The sequence below is a fragment of the Vibrio sp. Vb1574 genome (genome assembly GCF_033338675.1).
The window spans coordinates 1-1,217 of sequence record NZ_JAWOTC010000302.1; the positions used below are offsets into that span (position 1 = coordinate 1).

General features: G+C 44.9%; 1 protein-coding gene. It reads right to left on the minus strand.

All coding sequences use genetic code 11. The features are described from left to right. Positions 1-1,217 (minus strand): ferrous iron transport protein B (gene feoB / locus R7O12_RS25725; RefSeq protein ID WP_318126888.1); only part of this gene is annotated, 1,217 nt, incomplete at both ends.

Here is a 1,217-nt window from a genome sequence, read left to right on the forward strand (position 1 = left end):
TTCTTGGTCTAGAGTGCGTGTTGCCATGATTGACGTCACGTTACAACCAAAACCAAGAACCAACGGCACAAACGCTTTACCCGGCAAGCCGATTTTCTGCATCACTTTATCGAGTACAAACGCAGCGCGAGCCATATAACCCGAACTCTCAAGCACAGCTAGGAACAAATACAAACACGCAATGACAGGAATAAAGGTCGCTACCGTTTGGATACCGCCACCAATACCATCGGCAATAACCGTCACAAGCCAAACTGGCAAATGACCATCCAATAGGTGATGACCACCATCAACCAAAAGTGCGCCAACGCCGATATCAAAGAAATCGATAAATGCACTACCAATGTTAATCGAGAACATAAACATTAGGTACATCGCAACAAAGAAGAATGGAATCCCCACCCACTTGTTCAAAATAAACTGATCAAGTTGTTCGGTAACACTGCGGCTGCGTTTGCCTTCACTGCGGCGAACTTTTTTACATTGTTCGTGCAGATGTGTGTATTTGGTATCCGCAACGTGTAAATCAATATCCAAATCTAAAGTCGCAATCGCTTCCAGTACTTTGCTTCTATCAAGATCGGAAAGGCTATTGAGAACCATCGTGTCTTTTTCTAGAGCACGAATCGCTAATGCACGATGAGAAACGGTTTGATCGTTAAATAGAGAAGAAATATGCTCGATCGCTGCTTCCATCTTATCGCCGTAATTCAAAGAGCAGTCTTTTAGCGCAACACCCTGAACTATGGCTTTGTGGAGCTTTTCTTTAAACTCAGCAACTTGTGCTTTATTAGTGGCAGACAAACTGATCACTGGGCAACCTAGCGTCTTTTCTAACTCACCAATGTTGATCATCTGACGTTCACGCTTTAACGCATCCATTTTGTTGAGAACAACAACCATCGGACGACCAAGCTCACGAAGTTGCAGCGTCATATATAGACTGCGCTCTAAGCTGGTGGCATCAATCACGTTGATGATCAAATCAGCTGGGTGCGTCAACACCGCACGAGAAGCGATGGATTCATCGATACTGTTACTATCGTTACCGCTATCCAGAGAGTAAATGCCCGGCAAGTCCGTCAGTAAAAACTCATCACCCGCGTGCTTAAATTGACCCGTTTTTTTCTCAACAGTCACGCCCGCCCAGTTACCGACTTGCTGTTTGGCACCAGTCAAACCATTAAAAAGAGTGGTTTTACCGCTGTTTGGGTTAC